Source organism: Streptomyces sp. NPDC032822, assembly GCF_055578825.1.
The window spans coordinates 1-15,997 of record NZ_JBVIOL010000006.1 but is presented as its reverse complement, the minus strand read 5'-3'; the positions used below and the strand labels follow the sequence as shown (position 1 = coordinate 15,997).

General features: G+C 70.7%; 14 protein-coding genes. 10 read left to right on the top strand and 4 right to left on the bottom strand.

The features are described 5' to 3' along the window. Nucleotides 1–19: 19 nt before the first annotated feature. Complete coding sequence (locus tag ACZ5VD_RS18145) at nt 20–469, bottom strand: metallopeptidase family protein (protein WP_468549203.1); 450 nt, start codon at nt 467–469, stop codon at nt 20–22. A 291-nt stretch (nt 470–760) separates the two neighbouring features. Between ACZ5VD_RS18145 and ACZ5VD_RS18140 the strand changes: the two genes are divergently transcribed. The 7 genes from ACZ5VD_RS18140 (at nt 761) to ACZ5VD_RS18110 (ending at nt 8,516) form a co-directional block, all read left to right on the top strand. Next, entirely contained in the window at nt 761–1,186 is a 426-nt protein-coding gene (locus tag ACZ5VD_RS18140; protein WP_468682876.1) for a DUF3499 domain-containing protein, read from the top strand. A gap of 160 nt (nt 1,187–1,346) precedes the next feature. Beyond that, a complete protein-coding gene (locus ACZ5VD_RS18135) occupies nt 1,347–2,963 on the top strand; it encodes an L-lactate permease (protein WP_468549201.1) in 1,617 nt (538 codons plus the stop codon). Nucleotides 2,964–3,105: 142 nt separating this feature from the next. Then, on the top strand, nt 3,106–4,470 hold the full coding sequence (locus ACZ5VD_RS18130) for a phosphomannomutase/phosphoglucomutase (RefSeq protein WP_468682698.1): 1,365 nt from the start codon (nt 3,106–3,108) through the stop codon (nt 4,468–4,470). 278 nt (nt 4,471–4,748) lie between these two features. Next, the gene (locus ACZ5VD_RS18125; RefSeq protein ID WP_078883827.1) at nt 4,749–4,919 is read left to right on the top strand and encodes a Trm112 family protein; all 171 of its coding nucleotides are present in this window, start codon (nt 4,749–4,751) and stop codon (nt 4,917–4,919) included. Nucleotides 4,920–4,981: 62 nt separating this feature from the next. Next, nucleotides 4,982–6,109: an SIS domain-containing protein gene (locus ACZ5VD_RS18120; RefSeq protein WP_468682697.1), complete on the top strand. Its 1,128-nt coding sequence runs from the start codon at nt 4,982–4,984 to the stop codon at nt 6,107–6,109. Between the two features lie 161 nt (nt 6,110–6,270). Continuing rightward, nucleotides 6,271–7,422, top strand: a complete 1,152-nt coding sequence (gene manA, locus ACZ5VD_RS18115; protein ID WP_468682696.1) for a mannose-6-phosphate isomerase, class I — start codon at nt 6,271–6,273, stop codon at nt 7,420–7,422. Between the two features lie 110 nt (nt 7,423–7,532). Further along, nucleotides 7,533–8,516: a cation diffusion facilitator family transporter gene (locus ACZ5VD_RS18110; RefSeq protein ID WP_468682695.1), complete on the top strand. Its 984-nt coding sequence runs from the start codon at nt 7,533–7,535 to the stop codon at nt 8,514–8,516. Between the two features lie 53 nt (nt 8,517–8,569). Here the strand turns inward: ACZ5VD_RS18110 and ACZ5VD_RS18105 are convergent, their stop codons facing one another. Beyond that, nucleotides 8,570–10,720: a fructose-specific PTS transporter subunit EIIC gene (locus ACZ5VD_RS18105; RefSeq protein ID WP_468682694.1), complete on the bottom strand. Its 2,151-nt coding sequence runs from the start codon at nt 10,718–10,720 to the stop codon at nt 8,570–8,572. A gap of 468 nt (nt 10,721–11,188) precedes the next feature. On the opposite strand from ACZ5VD_RS18105, the gene ahcY reads away from it, so the two are divergent. Both ahcY and ACZ5VD_RS18095 read left to right on the top strand, forming a co-directional pair. Then, complete coding sequence (gene ahcY / locus ACZ5VD_RS18100) at nt 11,189–12,646, top strand: adenosylhomocysteinase (protein WP_468548781.1); 1,458 nt, start codon at nt 11,189–11,191, stop codon at nt 12,644–12,646. A gap of 156 nt (nt 12,647–12,802) precedes the next feature. Further along, nucleotides 12,803–13,417 (top strand): hypothetical protein, encoded by a 615-nt coding sequence (locus ACZ5VD_RS18095; RefSeq protein WP_468548780.1) that lies wholly within the window; start codon nt 12,803–12,805, stop codon nt 13,415–13,417. 69 nt (nt 13,418–13,486) lie between these two features. Here the strand turns inward: ACZ5VD_RS18095 and ACZ5VD_RS18090 are convergent, their stop codons facing one another. Beyond that, entirely contained in the window at nt 13,487–14,530 is a 1,044-nt protein-coding gene (locus ACZ5VD_RS18090; RefSeq protein ID WP_468548779.1) for an RDD family protein, read from the bottom strand. Nucleotides 14,531–14,664: 134 nt separating this feature from the next. Here ACZ5VD_RS18090 and ACZ5VD_RS18085 point away from each other — a divergent pair, with 134 nt between their 5' ends. Beyond that, a complete protein-coding gene (locus ACZ5VD_RS18085) occupies nt 14,665–15,672 on the top strand; it encodes a stage II sporulation protein M (protein WP_468682693.1) in 1,008 nt (335 codons plus the stop codon). 145 nt (nt 15,673–15,817) lie between these two features. Here ACZ5VD_RS18085 and ACZ5VD_RS18080 read toward each other — a convergent pair. Beyond that, the coding region (locus ACZ5VD_RS18080) for a hypothetical protein (RefSeq protein ID WP_468682692.1) at nt 15,818–15,997 on the bottom strand (180 nt) is incomplete at its 5' end.

The window sequence follows — 15,997 nt, the reverse complement described above, 5'->3', positions numbered from 1 at the left end:
GCGTGATCCGCGGGGCGGTTCAGTCCTCGCCGTACCGCGGATCCACCGTCTCCGGAGTCAGCCCGAGCAACTCGGCGACCTGCTCGACCACGATCTCGTGCACGAGCGCGGCCCGTTCGTCGCGCCCTTTCGTGCGAATCTCCACCGGCCGCCGGTAGACGATCACCCGGGCCGGCCGTCCCTCCGCGGAGGGAATCGTGCCGCCCAGCGGAACCGCCTCGTCGTTCCAGACCTGGCCGGGCGCGTCCAGCTGCGGCACCTCGAGGACCAGGAAATCGATGTCGGCCAGCTGCGGCCACCGCCGCTCCAGCCGCTCCACGGAGTCCTGCACCAGATCCGCGAACCCCTCGGCACGGCTCGCCGCCAGCGGTACCTGCGGTGGCGCGATCGGTCCGCGCATCCCCCGCCCGTGGCGATCACGACGGCGGGGGCCGGGTCCGGCTGCACGGGGCGGTACGGGGTTGTCCATCACCGGTGAAGCGTAGTCCCCGCCCGGCCCGCCCGCCCGGTACCCACGCGGCGGCGCGGTCTCCTGCGTCCATCCCGGGCGGCATGTCGGCAGTTGACCATTCCAGCCAAGGTTGGGCTCGAATCCGTTCTCTCCGAGACCGTCGATCTCAAGGCAATTGACGTGGTTTGTACCGGGTGATGATCGTCCTCACGATCGACCGAGCCCGCGGGAACCTTCATCCGCGCAGGTCAACGCCGTGTGTCCGGTGGGGTATGTGAGGCGTTTCACCACACGACACGGTGGAGTGACCTGGGGGAGAGTCGTCGCGGCCCGCTCAAGAGTGCGGTACCGTCCAACCTCGTGAGCCCTGTACGTCGCTGTTCGCGCACCGCTTGCGGCCGTCCCGCCGTCGCGACGCTGACGTACGTCTACGCCGACTCGACCGCGGTCCTCGGCCCGCTCGCCACCTACGCCGAACCCCACTGCTACGACCTGTGCGCCGAGCACTCCGAGCGCCTCACCGCCCCGCGCGGCTGGGAGGTCGTCCGCCTCCTCGACAGCTCGGCTCCGGCCCGGCCCAGCGGTGACGACCTGGAAGCGCTGGCCAACGCCGTGCGCGAGGCGGCCCGTCCGCCGGAGCGGTCGGCCGGCACCGGTGGCGGCCGACGGGGCGCCGACCCGATGGAGGTCGCCCGCCGTGGCCATCTCCGGGTGCTGCGCTCCCCGGACAACTGACCCTCCCCGCCCCCTTCTTGGTCTCTTCGGCGGCCTCTTCCGGTGAACGCGCGTTCCGCTGGGTGACGCACACCCATTGACGAGCGGCTGATGTGGACACGACCATTCCGTTACGTCGAAACGAGAAGTCGCCTTCCGCATGACGGAATCGAGGGCTCCCGTGTACGTCCAGGAACTGGAACCGGTCGCCGACTCACTCGGCCTGTCCGCCCTGGTGGCGGCCCTACCCCTGATGATCGTCCTCGTCCTGCTCGGCGGCGTCCGCATGAAGGCGCACCTGGCGGGCCTCACCGGCCTCCTGGCGGCCGCTCTGGTCGCCTGGCTCGCCTACGGCATGCCGCCGGGCCAGACGGTCTCCAGCGCCGCCCAGGGAGCCGTCTTCGGCCTCTTCCCCATCCTGTGGATCGTCGTCAACGCCCTCTGGGTGTACCGGATGACGGTCCGCACCCGGCACTTCGACATCCTGCGCCGCTCCTTCGGCCGGCTCTCCGACGACCCGCGCATCCAGGCCCTCGTGGTCGCCTTCTGCTTCGGCGCCCTCCTGGAGGCCCTCGCCGGCTTCGGCGCCCCCGTCGCCATCTGCTCGGTCATGCTCGTCGCGCTCGGCTTCGACCCGGTACGCGCCGCCGTCGTCGCCCTGGTCGCCAACACCGCGCCGGTCGCCTTCGGCGCCATGGGCACCCCCGTCGTCACCCTCGCCCAGGTCACCGAACTCCCCCTGGACACCGTGGCGTCCGTGGTCGGCCGTCAGACCCCGCTGCTGGCCCTCGTGGTGCCGCTGGTGCTGGTCTGGCTGGTGGACGGGCGGCGCGGTCTGCGCGAGACCTGGGTGCCCGCCCTGGCGTGCGGAACCGCCTTCGCCGTCGCCCAGTTCGCCGCCGCCAACTACGTCTCCGCGCAACTCGCCGACATCGGCGCCGCCTTGGCCGGCGCGGGCGCCCTGGTCGCCGTACCGCAGGCCCGCCGGCCCGCCACCGAGACCGTCCGGGTGGCCGTGCTCACCGGCGCGCGCAGCGAGGACCTGGACGAGGCCGACCCGCGCCGCGAAGTCGTGCGCGCCTACGCCCCGTACGCGCTGATCGTGGTGATCTTCTCCCTCGCCCAGATCCCGCCCGTCAAGGACTGGCTGGCCAAGGCGACCCGGACGTACGACTGGCCCTTCCTGAACGTGGTGGACGCGGACGGCGACCCGGTCGGCGCGAACGTCTTCACCTGGCCGATCGTGGCCACCGGCGGCACGCTCGTGCTGCTCGCGGGCGTCCTCACGGCCGTCGTGCTCGGCGTGCACGCGCGCGTGGCGGTCCGGGAATGGGGCGCGACGGTGTACGAGTTGAGGTTCGCGATCCTGACCGTGACGTCCGTCCTGGCCCTCGCCTACGTCATGAACCTCTCCGGACAGGCCGCCACGATCGGCCACTTCGTGGCGGCGGCCGGCGCGGGCCTGGCCTTCCTCTCCCCGGTCCTCGGCTGGTTCGGGGTGGCCGTCTCCGGCTCGGACACCTCGGCCAACGCCCTCTTCGGTGCGTTGCAGGTGACCGCAGCCCGAGAGTCCGGCCTCTCGCCCGAACTCCTGGCCGCCGCCAACAGTTCGGGCGGTGTCCTCGGCAAGATGATCTCGCCGCAGAACCTCACCATCGCCTGCGCGGCCGTGGGTCTCGCCGGCCGCGAGGGCGACCTCCTGCGCAAGGTGCTGCCCTGGAGCATCGGCCTGCTGCTCGTGATGTGCCTGATCGTGGTCGGACAGAGCTCACCGGTCCTGGGCTGGATGCTGCCCTGAGACCCGCCGGGCCCGCCCGACGCCCCTTCCGTACCCATTGACCTCAGGTAACGGCTGGGAGTCCACTCGGCTTCCGCGCAGCGCACTGTCAGTGGGTGCGGGTAGTTTGAGGCGACCGACAGGACTTCCAGAAGGGGTGGCCGTGACCGCAGATCTGTCACAGTTGGTGAAGGCGTACGACGTGCGCGGGGTCGTCCCCGACCAGTGGGACGAGACCCTGGCCGAGCTCTTCGGGGCCGCCTTCGCCCGGCTGACCGGCGCGAGCGCGATCGTGACCGGACACGACATGCGGCCTTCGTCCCCCGGCCTGTCGCGGGCCTTCGCGCGCGGGGCGGCAGCGCAGGGCGTCGACGTGACCGAGATCGGCCTCTGCTCCACCGACCAGCTGTACTACGCCTCAGGCGCGCTGGACCTGCCGGGCGCGATGTTCACGGCCTCGCACAACCCGGCCCAGTACAACGGCATCAAGATGTGCCGCGCGGGCGCCGCCCCGGTCGGCCAGGACACCGGCCTCACCGACATCCGCGAACTCGTCGAGGAGTGGAGCGACTCGGGCGCCCCGGCCCCCGCGGCCACCACGGGCACGATCACCGGGCGCGACACCCTGACGGACTACGCGGCCCACCTCCGCTCCCTCGTCGACCTCACCTCGATCCGCCCCCTCAAGGTCGTCGTCGACGCGGGCAACGGCATGGGCGGCCACACCGTCCCGACCGTCTTCGAGGGCCTGCCCCTGGACGTCGTCCCCATGTACTTCGAACTGGACGGCACCTTCCCCAACCACGAGGCCAATCCCCTCGACCCGGCCAACATCGTGGACCTCCAGAAGCGCGTCCGCGAGGAGGACGCGGACCTCGGCATCGCCTTCGACGGCGACGCCGACCGCTGCTTCGTCGTCGACGAGCACGGCGACCCGGTCTCCCCGTCCGCGATCACCGCCCTGGTCGCCGCGCGCGAGCTGGCCAGGCACGGCGGCAAGGGCGTGGTCATCCACAACCTGATCACGTCCTGGTCGGTCCCGGAGGTCGTGAAGGAGAACGGCGGCACACCGGTCCGCACCCGCGTGGGCCACTCCTTCATCAAGGCCGAGATGGCCAGGACCGGCGCGATCTTCGGCGGCGAACACTCCGCGCACTACTACTTCGCGGACTTCTGGAACGCCGACACGGGCATGCTCGCCGCCCTGCACGTCCTCGCCACCCTCGGCGGCCAGGACAGCCCGCTCTCGGCCCTGGTCGCCCAGTACGACCGCTACGCGGGGTCCGGCGAGATCAACTCCACCGTCGCCGACCAGACCGGCCGCCTGGCCGCCGTCAGAGCCGCCTACGAGGGCCGGGACGGCATCACCCTCGACGAACTCGACGGCCTCACCGTCACCGCCGCCGACTGGTGGTTCAACGTCCGCCCCTCCAACACCGAGCCCCTGCTCCGCCTGAACGCGGAGGCGAGAGACGAGACGACGATGGCGAAGGTCCGGGACGAGGTACTGGAAATCATCCGAGGCTGACGCTTCCGGCCCACCCGCACTCCTTTCAGCCCGTCCGGCGTTTGAGGACGAGGCCCTTTCGGGGCCGAAGCGGGGGTCTGGGGGCGGCGGCCCCCAGGGACGGGACGGGAAGGGGCGGCGGGGGCGAATCCACCAGGGCCACCCCCACGCCCGTCACCCGCTGTCACCCCCCGACGCCGATCAGCGCAACCCTCACACCCCACCCCCACCGGCGGTACCCTGACCAGGCACATCCGCACAGGCACACGTACACCCGCATCCCCCGAAGGGACACCCCCATGCCGCTCGAAGCCGGCCTCCTGGAGATCCTCGCCTGCCCGGCCTGTCACGCCCCTCTGGAGGAGCAGGACACCGAGCTGGTCTGCACCGGCCAGGACTGCGGCCTGGCGTACCCCGTCCGCGACGGCATCCCCGTCCTCCTCGTCGACGAGGCCCGCCGCCCCGCGTAAGCGCGACCTGGCGACCGGAACCCCGCGCATCCGACGAACCCGGCGACCGGAGGCTGCCTCCCATGCTCGACGAATCGCTGCTCGACACCCCCGAGGCACTCTCGGAGGCCGACCACCGCGGCCTGCTCCGCGGCGCCGCCGAAGCCGGCGTCCGCGTCCGCACCGCGGCCCGCCACGCAGCCGAGGCCGGCGTGCAGGACCTCAAGCCCGACGGCCGCCCCCGCGCCGTCCTCATCGCGGGCCCCGGCGCCGCCGCCACCCACACCGCCGACCTCCTCGGCGCACTCGCGGGCGCCGGCAGTCCCGTCATCCGCCTGGCCCCCACCGGCGTGGCCCCCGCCGCCGGCGCCCTGCGCTGGGAACTGCCCGGCTGGGCCGGCTCCGTGGACCTGCTCCTGATCGCCACCCCCGACGGCAGCGAGCCGGGCCTGTCCCTGCTCGCCGAACAGGCCTACCGTCGCGGCTGCGCCGTCGCCGCCGTGGCTCCGGCCCGCTCCCCGCTCGCCGAGGCGGTCAGCGGCGCCCACGGCCTCTTCGTCGCCATGGCGACCGCCCCGTACGACCAGGACGAACCCCTCGCCGCCTCCGCCCCCGGCGTGCTGTGGGCGCTGCTCACGCCGCTCCTCGCGCTCCTCGACCGCACCGGCGTGCTCGTCGCCCCACCGGACGTCCTGGAGAAGGTCGCCGACCGCCTCGACCTGATCGCCGAGCGCTGCGGGCCCGCCATCGCGACCTACAGCAACCCGGCCAAGACGCTGGCCTCCGAACTCTCCGACGCCCTCCCGGTGATCTGGACCGAGGGCGTCTCCGCGGGCCCCGCCGGCCGCCGGTTCGCCGCCGCCCTCGCCGAGCTCTCCGGCAGCCCGGCCGTCGTCGCCGAACTGCCCGAGGCACTCGCCGCGCACAGCGCCCTGCTGGCCGGCCGGCTCGCCGCGAGCGCCGACCCGGACGACTTCTTCCGCGACCGCGTGGCGGAGGCGCCCGCCCTGCACGCACGCGTGGTGCTGCTCCGCGACCGCCCCCTGGGCGGCCTCAGTGCCGCCCCCGGCGCCCGTGACCTGGCCCTCAGCCACGACACGCCGATCAGCGAACTGGAGCCGGAACCCGGCGGCGAACTGGAGACCCTCGCGGAACTGATCGCCGTCACGGATTTCGCCGCCGTTTACCTGGCGCTCGCATCAAGGGCATGACCTTGACCCGCACGCACCACCCGCGCATCCGTGACCCCCGCACCACCGATCGCCACCCGCGACCCCCGGACGGCGATCAGCGCCACCACGTCACCCGCGCCGCCCGCTCTATGTGACCAGCGCCCGCCGAGCGGCGCACGTACGGAGAACAGAGACCCAGCATGGACCGCCTCGACAACACCGTCCGCCCCTACGCCTGGGGTTCCCCCACCGCCCTCCCCGCCCTGCTCGGCACCGAGCCGACCGGCGAACCACAGGCGGAGATGTGGATGGGCGCCCACCCGGGCGCACCCTCGCGCACCGCCCGCGGCACCCTCGTCGAGGTCGTCGGAGCCGACCCGGAAAGGGAGTTGGGCGCACCCGCCGTCGCGAAGTTCGGTCCCCGCCTGCCCTTCCTCCTCAAGATCCTCGCCGCCGGCGCCCCGCTCTCCCTCCAGGTGCACCCCGACCTCGCCCAGGCGAAGGAGGGCTACGAGGACGAGGAGCGCCGAGGCATCCCGGTGGACGCCGGACACCGCAACTACAAGGACGCCAACCACAAGCCCGAACTCATCTGCGCGCTCACCGAGTTCGACGGCCTCTGCGGCTTCCGCGCCCCGGCCGAGGCCGCCGACCTCCTCGACCGCCTCGGCGTCGACTCCCTCAAGCCGTACGTCGACCTGCTGCACGCCCAGCCCGAAGAGGCGGCCCTGCGCGAGGTCCTCACCGCGATCCTCACCGCGGACCCCGAGGAGATGACCCGCACGGTCACCGAGGCCGCGACCGCCTGCACCCGCCTCGGCGGCGACCACGCGCCCTACGCGGACATCGCCCACCACTACCCGGGCGACCCCGGCGTCATCGCCGCGATGCTCCTCAACCACGTCCGACTCCAGCCCGGCGAGGCCCTGTTCCTCGGCGCCGGCATCCCGCACGCCTACCTGAACGGCCTCGGCGTCGAGATCATGGCCAACTCCGACAACGTCCTGCGCTGCGGCCTGACCCCCAAGCACGTCGACGTCCCCGAACTCCTGCGCATCGTCCGCTTCGAGGCCGGCGACCCGGGCGTACTGCGCCCGGAGGCGTCCCCCGACGGCGAAGAGGTCTACGAGACCCCGATCGACGAGTTCCGGCTCTCCCGGTACGTCCTCCCGGCGGGCGCCGCCGCCCACGACCTCACCCGCCCGACCCCGCAGATCCTGCTCTGCACCGCGGGCACGGTCCGCGCCGGGGACATCGAACTCGCCCCCGGCCGGTCCGTGTTCGTACCGGCGGGAGAAAAGGCCGAAGTGTCCGGTACCGGCACCGTCTTCCGGGCGACCGTCGTCGTCTGAGGCCACCACTCGGCGCCCTCGCACACCATTGTCGTCCCGGGCTGCAACAATGGCCCACCGCAAAGGACGGGCAAAGCCCGGGACGGCGTACGAAGGGACAACGCGAACACATGAGCGCGTCAGGCGGCACCAAGGCGATCGTGGCGGCACTCGCCGCCAACCTCGCGATCGCGGCAGCGAAGTTCGTGGCGTTCCTCTTCAGCGGATCGTCGTCGATGCTCGCCGAGTCCGTGCACTCGCTCGCTGACTCCGGCAACCAGGGCCTGCTCCTGGTCGGCGGCAAGAAGGCCCAACGCGAGGCCACCCCGCAACACCCCTTCGGCTACGGCCGAGAGCGCTACATCTACGCCTTCCTCGTCTCCATCGTCCTCTTCTCGGTCGGTGGCATGTTCGCGATCTACGAGGGCTACGAGAAGATCAAGCACCCGCACGAGATCGAGCACTGGTACTGGCCGGTGGGCGTCCTGGTGTTCGCGATCATCGCCGAGAGCTTCTCCTTCCGTACGGCCATCAGGGAGTCCAACCCGCTCCGCGCCGGGAGGTCGTGGAAGGAGTTCGTCCGGCACGCCAAGGCCCCCGAACTGCCCGTGGTCCTCCTAGAGGACCTGGGCGCGCTCGTCGGCCTGATCCTGGCCCTCGGCGGCGTGGGTATCGCCCTGGCGACCGGCGACGGCGTCTGGGACGGCATCGGCACCCTCTGCATCGGCATCCTCCTCATCCTCATCGCGCTGGTCCTGGCCGCCGAGACCAAGTCCCTCCTCCTGGGCGAGGCCGCCGGCATCGAGGACGTCAAGAAGATCGAGGCCGCCGTCGTCGACGGCGACACCGTCACCGGCATCATCCACATGCGCACGCTCCACCTCGGCCCCGAGGAACTCCTGGTCGCCGCCAAGATCGCCGTCCAGCACGACGACACGGCCACCGAGGTCGCCAACGCCATCAACGCGGCCGAGTCCCGCATCCGCGAGGCCGTCCCGATCGCCCGCGTCATCTACCTCGAACCGGACATCTACAGCGAGACCGAGGCCGCCAAGGGCGCCGACCGCGAGGCGGCCCCCGGCGGACCCACGACACCGCACGACACCGGCCACTGATCTTCCGTACGGCAACGGGGTCCACCGAGTAGCTCGGTGGACCCCGTCGGTGTCTACCGGATCTCGCCCAGCACGCCGAGCACGGCGCCCTCGTCGTCGGCCGCCGTCAGCCGCTCACGGAACCCGGCGTCCATCAACTTCCGCGACAGCAGCGCCAGAATCCGCAGATGCTCGTCGCCCGCGGCGGCCTCCGGTACGGCGATCATGAAGACCAGCCTGGCCTTCGTCCCGTCCGGGGAGCCCCACTCGACCCCCTCGGCGGACCGCGCGAACCCGACGACGGGCGCGGTCACCGCGTCCGTCTTGGCATGGGGGATCGCGATCTCCTCCCCGAGCCCGGTCGTGCCCTGCTCCTCCCGCCGCAACGCCGTCCGTACCAGCTCGTCCCCGTCGGCCACCTTGCCGCTCCGCGCGAGCAGTACCGCCATCTCCCGGATGGCGGCCTCCTTGTCACGCGCACCGAGCGAGACCTTCACGGTCCGCTCGGTCAGGTAACCGGAGAGAACCGTGCCGCCGGAGCCGGAGCCTTCGCCGCTGTCGGTATCGGCAGCGCCGTCGGCGGCGTCGGATCCGGCCGATGCACCCACCGTCGCCGGGGGAGCACCGACACTCGACGCCGCGGCCCCGGTCGCGGTCCCGGCCACGGCCTGCCGCGCTACGACAGAACCCGCACCCGGACTCGCACCCGCGCCCACCCCGACCAACGCGGGCTCGGCCCCCGACGCACCCCCGCCGACGACCGACCCACCGCGCCGCCTCCGCTCGCCGATGTCGACCAACGCCACCGTCGTCAGGGCGGTGACCACCGTGCCGATCACCACGGCAACGAAGAACATCGGCACACCGCTCACCGCACCCAGCACCGCCACGATCGGCCCGCCGTGCGGCACCGCGTCCTCCACACCGGCGACTCCGGCGACCGCACCGGCCACCGCCCCGCCCAGCATGTTGGCCGGGATGACCTGGGCGGGCCGCGACGCCGCGAACGGGATCGCCCCCTCGGAGATGCCGAAGCAGCCCATGAACAGCGAGGCGAGACCGGTCTCCCGCTCCTGCTCGGTGTACAGCCGCTTGCGTATCAGCGTGGCCAGGCCCTGGCCCAGCGGCATCACCGGGATCGCGGCGGCGCACATGCCCATGACGGTCTGGTTGCCGGTCGCGATGAGCCCGGCGCCGAACAGGAACGCCGTCTTGTTGACCGGCCCGCCCATGTCGAACGCGATCATCAACCCGAGAATCGCGCCCAGCAGGATCGCGCTGGTGCCCGTCATCCCGCTGAGCCAGTCCGTCAGGTGCTCGAAGACCCACGCGATCGGCTTCCCGATGACGTAGACGAAGAACAGACCGAGCGCCGTGGTCGCCACGATCGGGATCACGATGATCGGCATGATCGGCCGCGCGAACTTCGGGACCTCGACCTTCTTGATCCACACCACCAGATACCCGGCGAGGAACCCGGTCACGATCGCCCCGATGAAACCGGCGCCCGCCTTCGAGTCGTACAGCGAACCGGTGTTGGCGATCCAGCCGCCGATCATGCCCGGCACGAGCGCGGGCCGGTCCCCGATGGCGTAGGCGATGTATCCGGACAGGATCGGCACCATCAGCGTGAAGCCGATGACACCGATGTTGTTCACGTCCATCCAGAAGGAGTCCTTCGGGATGACGAGACCCCCGGAGGGATCGGTGTGCCCGCCGAGCGACAGCGAGATGGCGATCAGCAACCCGCCGACCACCACGAACGGGATCATGTAACTGACCCCGTTCATCAGTGCCTTGTACGCGACGCTCCGCTCCTTGCCGCCGCCCTCGGCGGCGGGCCCGGCCGCGCCGGCCGCGGTGTGTACGGGCGCCGACTGCACCCGCTCGATCAGCCGTTCGGGGTGCCGAATGCCCTCGGCCACCCCGACCGTGAGGACCCGCTTGCCCACGAAACGGCTCAGGTCCACGTCCTTGTCCGCGGCGACGATGACGCCGTCCGCGGTGCTGACATCGTTGTCATCCAGGATGTTTTCGGCCCCGATGGAACCCTGAGTCTCCACCTTCATGTCGATACCGCGGCTCTCGGCGGCCTGTGCGAGTTTCTCCGCCGCCATGTACGTGTGCGCGATGCCGGTCGGGCACGCGGTCACCGCGAGCAGCTTCAACCGCCTGTGCTCGCCTTCGCCGCCACCCGTGGGGGGAGGGCCGGCCGGACTGGTCACGTCGATCTCCTAACGCCTTTGTCACGCGGAACGTCGTCCCGGACGCCCCGCAGGATCGATCAGAGGTTCCGATCTCCTCGCATCCTGCAACACCCGCTCTCCGGCGCATAGGTGTGAAAGTGCCTGATTGTTCCGGTCTGTTGGCTCCTGTCCTCCCGTTCGTAGGTGTCCTGTTATCGCTGTCCCGGCCGCCCGCCTCCGCCACCGACGACTTCGCGTGATCGACTCGATGTGTTCGGATGCGGACTGGGGACGGCCGGGCCCACCGGTGTAGCTTGGGTGGGAGCCAGACGTCGCTGCTGATGGCGGTCGGGCGGTCCCACCGCGGATCGGCCGAGGGAGAGAGGGCCTCCGACGGACTGCGCTGCGCGCACCGGGCATGCCTGTGTCCTCTTCGGGCACCCCTGTGTCCGCCGCCGCGCAGACCAGCCGTACCCACCTCGCCCCAACCCCGAGGAGCATCTCGTAATGACGACTGTCGACAACCGACAGGACTTCAAGGTCGCCGATCTCTCCCTGGCCGAGTTCGGCCGCAAGGAGATCACTCTCGCCGAGCACGAGATGCCCGGCCTGATGTCGATCCGCAGGGAGTTCGCCGCCGCCCAGCCGCTGGCCGGCGCCCGCATCATGGGCTCGCTGCACATGACCGTGCAGACCGCTGTCCTGATCGAGACCCTGGTCGCCCTGGGCGCCGAGGTCCGCTGGGTGTCCTGCAACATCTTCTCCACCCAGGACCACGCGGCCGCCGCCATCGCCGTCGGCCCGAACGGCACGCCGGACAACCCGCAGGGCGTCCCGGTCTTCGCCTGGAAGGGCGAGACCCTGGAGGAGTACTGGTGGTGCACGGAGCAGGCGCTGACCTGGCCGAACACCCCCACCGGCGGCCCGAACATGATCCTCGACGACGGTGGTGACGCCACCCTCCTCGTCCACAAGGGCGTCGAGTACGAGAAGGACGGCAAGGTCCCCTCGGTCGACACCGCCGAGAACGACGAGCACCGCGTCATCCTCGAACTCCTGAACCGCACCATCTCGGACGGCTCCCAGAAGTGGACCCAGCTGGCCTCCGAGATCCGCGGCGTGACCGAGGAGACCACGACCGGCGTCCACCGCCTGTACGAGATGCAGCGCGATGGCGTCCTCCTGTTCCCGGCGATCAACGTCAACGACGCCGTCACCAAGTCGAAGTTCGACAACAAGTACGGCTGCCGCCACTCCCTGATCGACGGCATCAACCGCGCCACCGACGTCCTCATCGGCGGCAAGACCGCGGTCGTCTTCGGCTACGGCGACGTGGGCAAGGGCTGCGCGGAGTCCCTGCGCGGACAGGGCGCCCGCGTGATCATCACCGAGATCGACCCGATCTGCGCGCTGCAGGCGGCGATGGACGGCTTCCAGGTCACGACCCTCGACGAGGTCGTGGACAAGGCGGACATCTTCGTCACCACGACCGGCAACAAGGACATCATCATGGCCTCGGACATGGCCAAGATGAAGCACCAGGCGATCGTCGGCAACATCGGTCACTTCGACAACGAGATCGACATGGCCGGCCTCGCCAAGATCCCCGGCATCGTCAAGGACGAGGTCAAGCCGCAGGTCCACACCTGGAAGTTCCCCGACGGCAAGGTGCTCATCGTCCTCTCCGAGGGCCGCCTGCTGAACCTGGGCAACGCCACCGGTCACCCGTCCTTCGTGATGTCCAACTCCTTCGCGGACCAGACCCTGGCCCAGATCGAGCTGTTCACCAAGCAGAGCGAGTACCCGACCGATGTCTACGTGCTGCCCAAGCACCTCGACGAGAAGGTCGCCCGCCTGCACCTGGACGCGCTCGGCGTGAAGCTGACCCAGCTCCGCCCCGAGCAGGCCTCGTACATCGGCGTGGAGGTCGACGGCCCGTACAAGTCGGACCACTACCGCTACTGAGCCGCACCCCGGCTCGCGAGGAGCACGTCCGTGCACGGACGCGCTCCCGCACCAGCAGGTCCTCAGAGGCAGGCCCCCGCACCCCCGTGCCGGGGGCCTGCCCCTTTGGCCGCCGAGGCCGGACCAGCCCCGTCAAGCCCCAGGACCAGGACCTCCATGCCCCGCGGCCGCTATTCGCTCCACGATCCGCACGATCACACCCCCCTCGCAGAAGAGCACTTCCACTGCGCCCCCGGCCCCTCCGGCTGGCGTTACGTCTCCCAACTGACCACCCCCGCGGGCGATCACAGTGGCTCCGTCGACCTCACCCTCGACGAACTGGGCCGCCCCATCCGTCTCGAACTGCATGCCGCGAGCTGGCAGGTCCGCGGCGCCGCCCTCGACGGCGTCACCTGGGTCCGCACGGACCCCACCGGAACCGAGGCCACGGAAGGCAACGTCCCCGCCCACGCCTTCACCGGCACCTCTCCCGCGTTCCTCGTCGCCACCACCCGTCTCCTCCGCCTCACCCCCTCCGCCACAGCAACCCGCGTACGCCTCGTCGCTTTCACGGATCCGGTCCTCGCGCCGCGCACCGTGGACCAGTCCTGGGCCCTGCTGAAAAGAGAAGCACACGGCACTGACAGCGGCCCCCTGACCGTGGACGAATACCAGGTCACAGCCCTGGACACGGGGGAGCAGCACACGATCCACATCGCCGGCGACGTGGTGCTCGCGGCACCTGGAATCGAGCTCGAAGACCTCGAGTCCCCGCCGTCGGCGCCTGCTTGACCGGGGACACGAACCGCCGAGTCCGTCATGACGGCGAGTAGGCCGACCCCAACCGCCCCTCCCAGCAGGTCAGGCGGGCGGCGCGAACCCGGTACCGGGACGATCGGCCGACGGCGTCTCACGCGGCGGTTCCGAGGTTCCCCCGCCCCCTGCCGGCGTGCTCCACGCCCCGGGCGTGACGGGCTGAGCGGCTCCCGCCGCGGGCTGCGCCACCGGAGCCCCGTACGCACCGGGCCCACCCTGCACACCAGGCGCACCCTGCACACCAGGCGCATGCTGCGGACCACCGGCACCGAACGCACCGGCACCGCCCGGAACGCCACCCGCGTACCCCGCACCGACCGGTCCTCCGCCCGGTGCCGCACCGGTCCCGAAGGAGCGCCGGACCTCCCGTGCCTGTCGCTCCTGCACCACCGCCGCCAGAAACGCGGCCGACGGCACGCCCTGCGGTGCGGGAGTCCCCGTACAAGCGGTGAGGTCGGCGGCGAGCCGCTCCGCCATCGCCCAGCCGACCTGCGGATCCAACTGCTGCATGCGCGTCAGGTACTGGCGGATCGCAAGCCACAAGCCGTCCGGGACCGCCGACAGATCAAGCGCCGAGAAGCGCCCGGCCAGCCAGGGTGGAGGCGGCGGCACGAAACCCGTCCGCCCGGCCGGCACCCGCTCCCGTACGACCAGGGTCCCCGCGAACACGTCACCGAGCCGACGCCCCCGCGCCGAGACGAGGGACGCGATGCAGGCCACGACTCCGAACATCATCAGAATCTCGACCGCACCCACCGCGCCCCGCACCAACGCATGCCGGAACCGGATCGGCCCGCCGTCGTCCCGCACCACACGCAGCCCGCACGCCAGCTTCCCGAGCGAGCGCCCATGACTGAGCGTCTCGACCGCGATGGGCGCCCCCACCAGGACGAGAAGGAACGCGGCGATCGACAACGCGACCTGTGCCGCCTCGTCCAGGGAAGCGGTGGAAGCCACCACAGCTATGGTCACGACGACGTAGGCGGTCACGGCCAACGCCAGATCGATCAGCACGGCCAAGGCTCTGCTGGGCAACTTCGCGGGGCGCAGCTCAAGCGCCACCGCCTCCCCCGTCACCAGTTCACTCACGTCAGCCCGCCGTCCTTCCCCTGACCTGCCCCAAGAACGTCCAGTCTGCCAAGCTGAGAGCGCATCGCGCCCCGGTACGACAAGCTGACCTCCATGACGAACCGCCGACGACCAGCCTAGGAGCAGGCAGACCGATGGACCTCGACGTCTTCGTCACCGCCCACCGAGCCGAATGGGACCGTCTCGACGCGCTGCTCCGGCGTCAGCGCCGCCTGACGGGTGCCGAGGCCGACGAACTCGTCGCTCTCTACCAACGCACCGCCACCCACCTGTCCCTGATCCAGTCCAGTGCCCCCGATCCGCAACTGACCGGTCGGCTCAGTCAACTGGTGGCCCGCGCGCGTAGTGCGGTGACAGGCACCCGGCGTGCCTCGTGGCGTGACGTCACCCGCTTCCTGTCGCACAGCTTTCCCGCCGCGGTCTACAGGTCGCGCCACTGGTGGGTGCCCACAGCGCTCCTGTCCACGGCTGTAGCGGCTCTCCTGGGCTGGTGGATCGGTACGCATCCCGAAGTGCAGGCGTCCATCGCGGCACCCACCGAGCTGCGCGAGCTCACCCGCCCCGGCGGCCAGTACGAGGCGTACTACTCCACCCACCCGGCGACCTCCTTCGCCGCCCAGGTCTGGACGAACAACGCCCAGGCCGCGGCCATGTGCCTGGTCCTGGGTGTCTTCCTGGGCCTCCCGGTCCTGTGGATCCTGTTCCAGAACATGCTCAACCTCGGTATCGGGTTCGGCCTGATGTCCTCGGCCGGCCGCCTCGACACCTTCCTCGGCCTGATCCTTCCGCACGGTCTGCTCGAACTCACCGCCGTCTTCGTCGCCGCCGGCACCGGACTGCGTCTGGGCTGGACGGTGATCGACCCCGGCCCACGCTCCCGCCGCTCGGCACTGGCCGAGGAGGGCCGAGCGGCCGTAGGCATGGCGATAGGCCTCGCGCTGGTCCTCTTCGTCTCAGGCGCCATCGAAGGCTTCGTCACCCCCTCCGGTCTCCCCACCTGGGCCCGCATCGGCATCGGCATCACCGCCGAACTGGCATTCCTCGCATACGTCTATGTCCTGGGCGGTCGTGCGGCCCGCGCAGGCGAGACCGGCGATGTCGAGGCAGCCGAGCGCAGTGCCACCGTCCCCACCGCTGCCTGATGTGCGTGCACCCTCGCTGAGCTGCTACTGTCTCCTTCGCCCCAACAAGAGTCGTTGACACGGAGCTTGCGGGGAGGTAGATTCGAACAGTTGCCTGGAGCTCGGTTTTCATCTTGGCTCGGCGACAGTTAGTATCTACCTGCTTCTAAGAAACGTTGATTTCAAAGAAGCCTCTTCCCGATGAATCGGAAACAGACGGCCGGTCAGTCCGGCTTAAAACTTCTGATAATGTCGGAATCGCCGGAAAGGGAAACGCGGAAGCGGGAACCTGGAAAGCACCGAGGAAATCGGATCGGAAAACGGTCTGGTAGAGTCGGAAACGCAA

Coding starts and splice junctions, on each gene's coding strand:
- ACZ5VD_RS18145 (WP_468549203.1), bottom strand. CDS start 469: ATGGACAACCCCGTACCGCCCCGTGCAGCCGGACCCGGCCCCCGCCGT.
- ACZ5VD_RS18125 (WP_078883827.1), top strand. CDS start 4,749: ATGCCGCTCGAAGCCGGCCTCCTGGAGATCCTCGCCTGCCCGGCCTGT.
- ACZ5VD_RS18120 (WP_468682697.1), top strand. CDS start 4,982: ATGCTCGACGAATCGCTGCTCGACACCCCCGAGGCACTCTCGGAGGCC.
- manA (WP_468682696.1), top strand. CDS start 6,271: ATGGACCGCCTCGACAACACCGTCCGCCCCTACGCCTGGGGTTCCCCC.
- ACZ5VD_RS18110 (WP_468682695.1), top strand. CDS start 7,533: ATGAGCGCGTCAGGCGGCACCAAGGCGATCGTGGCGGCACTCGCCGCC.
- ahcY (WP_468548781.1), top strand. CDS start 11,189: ATGACGACTGTCGACAACCGACAGGACTTCAAGGTCGCCGATCTCTCC.
- ACZ5VD_RS18095 (WP_468548780.1), top strand. CDS start 12,803: ATGCCCCGCGGCCGCTATTCGCTCCACGATCCGCACGATCACACCCCC.
- ACZ5VD_RS18085 (WP_468682693.1), top strand. CDS start 14,665: ATGGACCTCGACGTCTTCGTCACCGCCCACCGAGCCGAATGGGACCGT.